Annotated in this window: 8 protein-coding genes and 1 pseudogene; 3 read left to right on the top strand and 6 right to left on the bottom strand. The window is 28.5% G+C overall.

The genetic code is table 11. From position 1 onward, the window contains the following. Positions 1–303: 303 nt before the first annotated feature. The 6 genes from L8D11_RS02225 to rsmA form a co-directional block, all read right to left on the bottom strand. Positions 304–930 (bottom strand): MlaC/ttg2D family ABC transporter substrate-binding protein, encoded by a 627-nt coding sequence (locus L8D11_RS02225; RefSeq protein ID WP_236870048.1) that lies wholly within the window; start codon positions 928–930, stop codon positions 304–306. Then, positions 908–1,669: an MlaA family lipoprotein gene (locus tag L8D11_RS02220; protein WP_236870047.1), complete on the bottom strand. Its 762-nt coding sequence runs from the start codon at positions 1,667–1,669 to the stop codon at positions 908–910. The genes L8D11_RS02225 and L8D11_RS02220 overlap by 23 nt, the downstream gene beginning before the upstream one ends. After that, the gene (locus tag L8D11_RS02215) at positions 1,653–2,711 is read right to left on the bottom strand and encodes a methyltransferase domain-containing protein (protein WP_236870046.1); all 1,059 of its coding nucleotides are present in this window, start codon (positions 2,709–2,711) and stop codon (positions 1,653–1,655) included. Before L8D11_RS02215 ends, L8D11_RS02220 begins: the two co-directional genes overlap by 17 nt. 13 nt (positions 2,712–2,724) lie before the next feature. Continuing rightward, positions 2,725–3,669, bottom strand: a complete 945-nt coding sequence (locus tag L8D11_RS02210; protein WP_236870045.1) for an SPFH domain-containing protein — start codon at positions 3,667–3,669, stop codon at positions 2,725–2,727. A 49-nt stretch (positions 3,670–3,718) separates the two neighbouring features. Next, on the bottom strand, positions 3,719–3,982 hold the full coding sequence (locus L8D11_RS02205) for a hypothetical protein (protein ID WP_236870044.1): 264 nt from the start codon (positions 3,980–3,982) through the stop codon (positions 3,719–3,721). A 227-nt stretch (positions 3,983–4,209) separates the two neighbouring features. Next, the gene (gene rsmA, locus L8D11_RS02200) at positions 4,210–5,028 is read right to left on the bottom strand and encodes a 16S rRNA (adenine(1518)-N(6)/adenine(1519)-N(6))-dimethyltransferase RsmA (RefSeq protein ID WP_236870043.1); all 819 of its coding nucleotides are present in this window, start codon (positions 5,026–5,028) and stop codon (positions 4,210–4,212) included. A gap of 94 nt (positions 5,029–5,122) precedes the next feature. On the opposite strand from rsmA, the gene L8D11_RS02195 reads away from it, so the two are divergent. From L8D11_RS02195 to L8D11_RS02185, 3 genes and pseudogenes are all read left to right on the top strand, one after another. Next, a complete protein-coding gene (locus L8D11_RS02195) occupies positions 5,123–7,315 on the top strand; it encodes an LPS-assembly protein LptD (protein WP_236870042.1) in 2,193 nt (730 codons plus the stop codon). Between the two features lie 8 nt (positions 7,316–7,323). Next, entirely contained in the window at positions 7,324–8,292 is a 969-nt protein-coding gene (locus tag L8D11_RS02190; RefSeq protein WP_236870041.1) for a peptidylprolyl isomerase, read from the top strand. A gap of 63 nt (positions 8,293–8,355) precedes the next feature. Beyond that, positions 8,356–8,495: pseudogene (locus L8D11_RS02185) on the top strand (IS6 family transposase); the annotation flags it as partial.

Raw genomic sequence — 8,495 nt, 5'->3', positions numbered from 1 at the left:
AGAATGCTCACAATGTTTTGCAGATTAAAGCGACTATGTCCTCTAATGAGTGGAATCTTTATGAAGCAAATATTGACAATGAGTTGATTCTAAAAGTTGCTTAACGCTATCTAATATTTATGCTTCCATTTGGGATGAAGCTATCCAAGAGATAGCTGCTGCCTAAAATTTAAGGGTCAGGGTTGTGTTGCGGCCATATTTCCATTAACTTGACGGTGCCTTCTAACGCAACTATAAGTAAAGGTATTTTTAAATGATTTCTATTTCCAATATAGCGCTAAAATTTATTCAACTTGAGGCACTCTATTCCCTATTTAATTTTTCTCCCAATTTTTCGATTAATGCTTGAATACCTTCTTTTGAGATAATAGAATTAAAGTCTGCTCTTTGACCTAAAATTAAACTTATATCCTCTGCTATTATATCTCTAATTAAAAAATGATTATTTATCATCTTAATTCTATACGCCACACTTATGTATTTTGAAGTATATTTTTTGTTAAGTATCTTTGTACTAACAATATACTGAGAGCTAGAAATATATTTTACTGACTCTATATCAAAATTTACTCCATTATACTCAGAAAATTTTGATACATAGGTATTAATCAGAAAATTTTTATATGCAACCAGGTATTCATTTAATTGTTGCTGATTAATTTCTTTATAATATTTACCCAAAGCAAACCTTGCCATCCAATCTATATCTACTGAATTACAAAAAATATCCCGAAGTTCTTGTTCTTTTTGTGAATCAGCGCTTGTAGATTCAATAACTGAAATCACTTGTTTAGCGGTATCATTAACAAACCCTATCAATTTTTGTTTTTCTTCAGCAATTGATAAAGTATAAATCATCACAACTAAAGCAAATGATATAAAAACTCTTTTTGTTAATTTAATGATATTATTCATAATTATTTTCTCCATTTAATTTTTGATAATAAAAATTTCGTAATGCAGCATACTCATCGAGTGATATTTCAGACAAAGTTTTGTCTGTGCCTATAAATTTTTCCCTAGCCACTATTAGACTGGTCCCGTAATAAACTCTAAGAAATTTCTTATCATTTTTAAATTTTACAAAATTTATCGGATCTCCCCCAATATCAATCACTTTACCAAATCCATCTCTTAAGTCAGATGGTCCAAGAATAGGTAATATTAGGTACGGCCCTTGTTTAGCACCATAATATTTGAGAACATCACCAAAAGAGTTATTGCTTTTTTTCAAACCCATTAATTTTGCCACATCAAAAATCCCCAAAATACCAAAGGTACTATTAATAAAAAATCTAAAAAATGAATTAAACGATTCATTAGGTTTAAGTTGAATTACACCATATATAACATTCAAGGGTTCCCTAAGATTGCTAATAAACGAATTAACTCCTTTCTTGGCAGGATTAGGGACAATTACATTATACATGGCTGCAGGAGGCCTAATAATATATTTATCCACTATCTTGTTAAAATTATATACTTTTCGATTAAAATTTTCATATGGATCATGTACTTTAAAATTATAGCTTTGATCATAATAATCATCTTCTAAACTATAATCTTCATCATTAATTGGCTCTCTTCCCTCAACATTCATCAACGTTATTAAAAACACCACAAACACTATAAAAAGCTTAACACTAAAATTATTAGCTAGTATGTTCATGATTGATTTTTAAGATTAGTGTGGCTTGTGAATATTCGTGTTTTTTAACTTCCGAAAACTCTTCTTTTGCAATGATCCAACCGCATTTCTTAGCTAATTTATTGATAAACACGCTGTTGTAAATAAATTGTTCAGATTTACCATCAAAAATATAATTATCTTTTTGAGTATTGTTACAACGGAAGGTCAGCAAAAAAATCCCCTGCTCGTTAAGATAGGACTTTAATTTAGATAATATCGATTCTATTTCCGTGGAATATGAAATTAGATCAACTCCTAGAATAATATCAAATTTTGAATCAGTTTTGGACTTAGAGCTTAAGAAGCTAATTATATCTTTTTTAATTACAGTGTTATAAACTTTATTTTTACCTATTGACAAACTCTCACAATGTTTAACAGCACTTTCATTTAAATCTACTCCCAGCGCAAAGTTTATTAGCTTATTTTTTCTGAGTAAATATGTTAATAAACCCGTGTGACAACCTAAATCTAGCACATTAAAATTAAATACTTTTTCTGCATCATTTAATATTTTTTTTAACTCATCATAGGTTGCACTCTCTGAAGATTTTCTACATTTTTGGAACTCACTGAGGTGAAATCTAAATTCTTGATTAATCTTATGATCTACTATCTTTATAGGGACACATTGTATTTTGCCATTTTTGTCATTAATGATATTGAGACAATATTCAGCTTCTTCTTTAAATTTATCATCATTTTTTACATAATCCTCTAAATACTGTTTTGCCTTTTCAAATCTAGACTTTTCAAAATAGCATCTACCTAATAAATAATCTAAATCACTGTAATTTTCTTCAAATCTCTTTAATAACCTAAATCTCAAAATTGCGTCGTTCAAATTTCCTCTATTAAAATGAAATAGGCCTAAATCGTAGTTAGTCTTTGATAAATTTTTAGATTTAACTTTAATCTCATTTACTATTGATTTTAACTTATCTATCCAGAATTTTAAGTCACCTACCTTGAGGGACAATAATGGATTGAAAAAATTTTTTATTTTTTTAAAAATTGACATCGCTAATTACTCTTTATTTTATAGGTTTCACACTTGATCTCATTTGGTCGAAAATCGACATTGCCTGCGCTGTCATTGCACTGATATTGCCAGCCTCAGAAGGTATAATTAATGTATTACTATTTTGAGCTAGTTTTTGGAAAGCCTCTATATACTGTTTAGCTATATTCATTGATACAGCTTCTGTGCCACCATTTTTTAATATTGAAATAGCTATCGTCTCAATACTCATTGCCGTTGCTTTGGCAACAGTTTCTATTGCTTCAGCCTCCCCTTTTGCCTTATTAATCTTATCCATCATTTCTGCTTCGGAATTTAATACAACCTCTCTTTTTTTACCTTCAGCAATATTAATCATAGATTGCATCTTCCCTTCAGATTCAAATATCTCTGCTCGCTTTTGCCTTTCAGACGAAACTTGCGCTTCCATTGCTTTCAAAATAGAAGATGGAGGATTGATGTCCCTTATTTCATATCTCATACATTGAATACCCCATGTACTCGCAGCTTCATTGATCGTTGATACAATTTGATTATTTAGATACTCCCTTTCTTCAAATGTTTTATCCATTACTAATTTTCCAATTGCCGATCTCATAGAAGTTTGTGCCAACTGAGTAACTGCATAATATGGATTTTCGACACCATATGAAGCGTCCACAGGATTAACAATTCTAACATATATTATTCCATCAAGCGCCAGAGTGACATTATCTTTTGTAATTGCAGATTGTTGCATAACATCAACAGCCTTCTCTTTTAAAGTATGCTTGTAAGCAACTCTATCGATAAATGGTAAAATAAAACTTAACCCTGGCTGAAGCGTTTTGTTATATTTGCCAAGCCTTTCTACTATCCATGCTTGTTGTTGAGGTACTATTTTTATTGCGAACCAGCAAAAAAAACCGAGTATTATTAAAAAGAATCCTACTCCAGAATTTATATCTAAATAATCCATAATCACCTAAAAATTTTTATATTAAAAATCTAATTGTACACTAATGCAGTTAAATCTCTTTTTCCACCATGAATATATTGTTTTTTACATATAAAATCACCACCCCATCACCTTTCTTTAATACCTGATTATTGCTTGATGGAATCAATTTAGCTCTGCAAATCGCACCTGACCATTTTATTTCCCCAATACTACCTTTCTTTAAATCATTACTATACACTACTGCAACGCTTCCTTCAATATTATCATACCTCTCTCTATTGCCTATATTAATTAAGTATTTTACTGGTTTCCATAAAATAATTGACCACAAACAAAAAAATCCAAAAAAGAACCCTATCTAATCGAGTAATGTATTTAATGCAAGCAAATTAAACTTCATGCATAAAGCTACAGAAAAAGCAGCAATTCCTGCGAAAAAAAAAGCCAATCGTTCCTCCTAAATACATTTCTACAATCATTAGCATTGCGCCTAGCACGTACCACAATTCAATTTGATTAGTTAAGAAATATTGCATCACACTTAATATTAACTTATCATTACTCCACTATAGTAGATATTTTAAAAAATTCATCAATAGTTAATTGTTCAGGCCTCTTATTATAATCTATTTGAAGCTTTTCTAACTCAATTTCTGGGCAATTAAAAATTTTTTCTAAGCTTTTCTTTATTTTTTTCCTTCTAAAATTAAAAGTGCTTTTACATATCTTTTCAATATTATTTATTTCCCTAGCGCTAGCTTCTGGTCGTTTAGGAGTTAATTTAATTATTGATGATGTTACCTTAGGTACTGGAAAAAAATTTTCTGGCTCTATATCAAATAATAACTCACAATCACATGTAAATTGGGCTAAAATACTCAGTCTTCCATATGAATGTGTTGACGGCTGGGCTAAAATTCTATCGGCTACTTCTTTTTGCAACATAATGACAATTTGATTAATATTACTTAGATTTTTAAGCCATTTAACAATAAGCAACGTACTAATATTATATGGTAGATTTGCAACAATTATATAATCCCCATCGATAATGCTTCTTTCATCAATTTTTAATGCATCCGCATTTATAATTTCAAAACGCTTGGTGGTCCCTAATTGGATTTTATGAAGAATTGGCAATACTTTTGTATCAATTTCAACAACAAATAAAGATTTAATATCAGTTTTTAGCAAATCATTTGTAAGGGCTCCAATCCCTGGACCAATCTCAAGTACGGTTTTATCATTTATATTACCCAGCGCTCTAATAATATTGCTCACTATATCATTATTAACCAAAAAATTTTGCCCATATCTTTTGGTAGGGGTAATATTATGCTCTTTTAAAATTTTTTGTAACTTAATTATTTCATTCATCAATATTACTTATGTTTACAAAGTTATTGTTTTTAGTTAAGTATACTGTTTTTATTTCTTTATATAAGTTATTTTTTGCTACTAAAAGAATTTGATGATTAATCTTATAAAAATGTTTTTTGCCGTTATATTAATTTATTATTCTCTAGATTGTATAGCCTTAGATTTAAATAATAGAAAGCATCAAAATCAAATTACTATTGAAGCAGATGAGTTAATTTATAATAAAAAAGAAGAGTTAATCAGTGCACAAGGCAATGTGTATATTGAGCAAGATAATTTTCGCCTCATAACCAATAAAGTAGTATTTGATAAAAAAAATAATTATTTATATGCACTTGGTAATTTGGCATTTAGTAATAATAATAAAAATTATTTTTTTGGTAAAAAGGCTTTTTTCAATAAAAACAATGGCGCTGGAATAATTGTAAGATTCAAGGCTAGAATTTCACATAAGGGTTTATTATCCTCTGATTTTGCACAAATGGTAGATAAGGATACATTTATAATTCAAAATTTGGTTTTTTCAACATGCAAGGTATGTAAGGATAATTATATTCCAAACGTGCCACTATGGCAAATAAGAGCAAAAGAAGCCACTTTAAATCAGAAAGAAAAAAAAGTGGAATTTAAAAATAGTAAAATAGAATTATTTGGAGTTCCTGTATTTTATTTTCCCTATTTCTCTATTCCCACCCCAAATTCACCTAGAAAAAGTGGATTTTTAATTCCTAAATTTAAAAATTCTAATATACTAGGTTTGCAAATATCAATTCCTTACTACTTCAATATTGCCTCTCAAATGGATTTAACCTACACGCCAACGTTAAGCAATAAAAGTAACATATTCAATAATATAAACATCCGGTATTTAACTAAATATGGGCAATATGAGGTCAATGGTGATTTTATAAATGATAAAGACATAATAAATAAAAAAAATACTTTTAAAAGCTATGTTGCTTCAAAAGGGGATTTTAAATTTAATAACAACTATTTTCTAAATTATAAATTTCAAAGGTTATTTGATAGGGATAAAATTTTTACAAAAAAGTATGATATAATCGATGATGATATACTAACTAGTAACGTTTCATTAAGAAAAGAAAAGAAAAATCAGTTACTCACCTTAGAAGGCATTTCCTTTCAAAATTTAAGAGAAAATAACTTAAAAAATAAAAATACTCCATATATATTACCCTGGATTAGAACTTATAATAGATTACCTTTAGAATATCCTTTTATATCAGATATAGCTCTTTCCACCGATATTTTAAATTTAAGAAGAGCTGAGGGAATAAGTTATACAAGAGGGACTTTTCAACTTGATTCATTTCACGATGCTACTATGCCTTTTGGACAAATAGTAAATATCAATCCAGCGATTAGATATGATTATTATGATATAACAAAAGCTGAAAATTCAGGAATAAAAAATAGATTGATGGGTAAATTATCTGTTGACTGGAAATGGCCATTTATAAAATTTATAGGACATAAAAACTTAATTATGGAACCTATCGTCAATTTTACATACAATTCTGAAACAAAACAGAATTTCTTAAATGAAGATGGCCAACCACAAATTATTAGCACTTCCAATATATTTTCTTCAAATTTTTTCACAGGGAAAGATAATGTCGAAGTTGGGTCAAGATTAAATTTTGGTGTTAGAACCAATTATTATACGGGAAAAAACACTTATGGAGCAATTTTAGGGCAAAGTTATAAACTAAACAAACCTACAGATTCGAATATAAAATATCTTTCCTACACATGGGATGATAAATTTAACTCATTAAAAACAGAAATTGTTAGCAAATTATATGCTCACTTAAGTAATGGAATATCAGCAATTAATAACACAAGTCTTACTCCTAATCATTTAAATCTAATAAAAAATGAGCTAGATTTCCAAATACACAATGACAAAGCCGGTATTGATTTAAACCACATTTATATCAACAAAAAATATATTAACAAATGTTACAACTCACACAATCAAGAAATTGGAGTTAAGTTTATTTACAACTTCAATAATAATTGGGGAATAGAAACAGGAGCAAGAAGAAAGCTTGGCTCTAAAATAGAAAAAATTTGCCAAAGTGGTAATGAAAACAATAAAGAGAAACCTGAAAAAAACAAATGGATCAGCAATGAAGTAGGCTTATTTTACAAAGGAGATTGTTTAAAGATAAATTTTGGTGTAATAAGAGACTATTCAAAACCGAAGGGTTTAAAATCTTCGGTGACAACTTTTTTAAAAATAGAACCTATCTTTAGTTAGTATTTATTATGAATATTAGGAAAAAATTTACTATTTTAATCAGTAAATTATTTATTATGTTATTGATGCTGTTTACTGCTATTTTTGCTCATTCACAACAAGACACGATTGTTGCCTATGTCAATGAATCAATCATAACCTCATTTGAATTAAAAAACAGGATCAAGCTACTAGAATTTTTAAACAACACAAAGATTGATGACAGCCAAAAAGCAGATGTGATTCAGTCAATGATTGATGAGAAACTATTATCTCAAATAGCAAAAAATAACAATATTTTAATTTCAGAAAAGCATATCGATCAATATATGAATGATATAGTAAGTGATCGTGGATTGAATAACCTAAATGAGCTAGTTAACAAATTCATGATAAGTAAGTACGATTTATCCAATTATATAAAATCTCAGCTTTTATTAAAAAAACTAATAGAATACAAGATAGAATCTGAGACTACAGTTTCAAAACAAGAAGTTATAGATAATTTAGAAACTATATCTAAGAATTTCGATAATAATACATCAAGTATAAATCCTGACACAGAACTTAAACTTTATGAGATCAGTTTCAGCAAAAGTAGAGTTAATAATGAAAATCTCGAAAAATATCTTAACAAAATTTACTCATCACTAAAAGAGGGAGAATCATTTAAAAATTTAGTACAACAATTTTCACAAGGCAAAACTTCTCTAAATAATGGACTTGTTGGCTGGGTTAAAATTGCTCATTTATCAAGTGATATAAGCAATGCATTTAACAATATTTTCAATGTTGGCTCTGTAAGTAAGCCTATCGAAACAGATGATAGCATCATAATATTAAAAATTGAAGACATTAAAAAACTAAATAAAAAGCCAAAACAACTTAGTGAAGAAGAGGTTAGAAATATACTTTATAATCAAAAATTAAACTCAAATTTAAAAAACTTCATTAAAAACCTAAGGAAAAGCGGCACAGTCAAGTTAAAAATAGAATAAAATTCTGATATTGAATAAAAGATTATAAAATTGTAGGATTTAAAAAAATAAATATCAAAAAAGATGAAGGGCACACCAAACAGACATAGATATCCAATGATGATAATAGGACAGGCGATATGGCAATATCATAGATTTAATCAGAGCTATCGTGATGTGAGAGAGCAACTATTATACAGAGGAATAGAAGTAAGTCATGAAAC

It is taken from the genome of Candidatus Bandiella numerosa, from assembly GCF_021811875.1.
Classification (GTDB): Bacteria; Pseudomonadota; Alphaproteobacteria; order Rickettsiales; family Midichloriaceae; genus Aquirickettsia; species Aquirickettsia numerosa_A.
The sequence above is the reverse complement of the archived record's forward strand: the minus strand, read 5'-3'. Positions and strand labels throughout refer to the sequence as shown.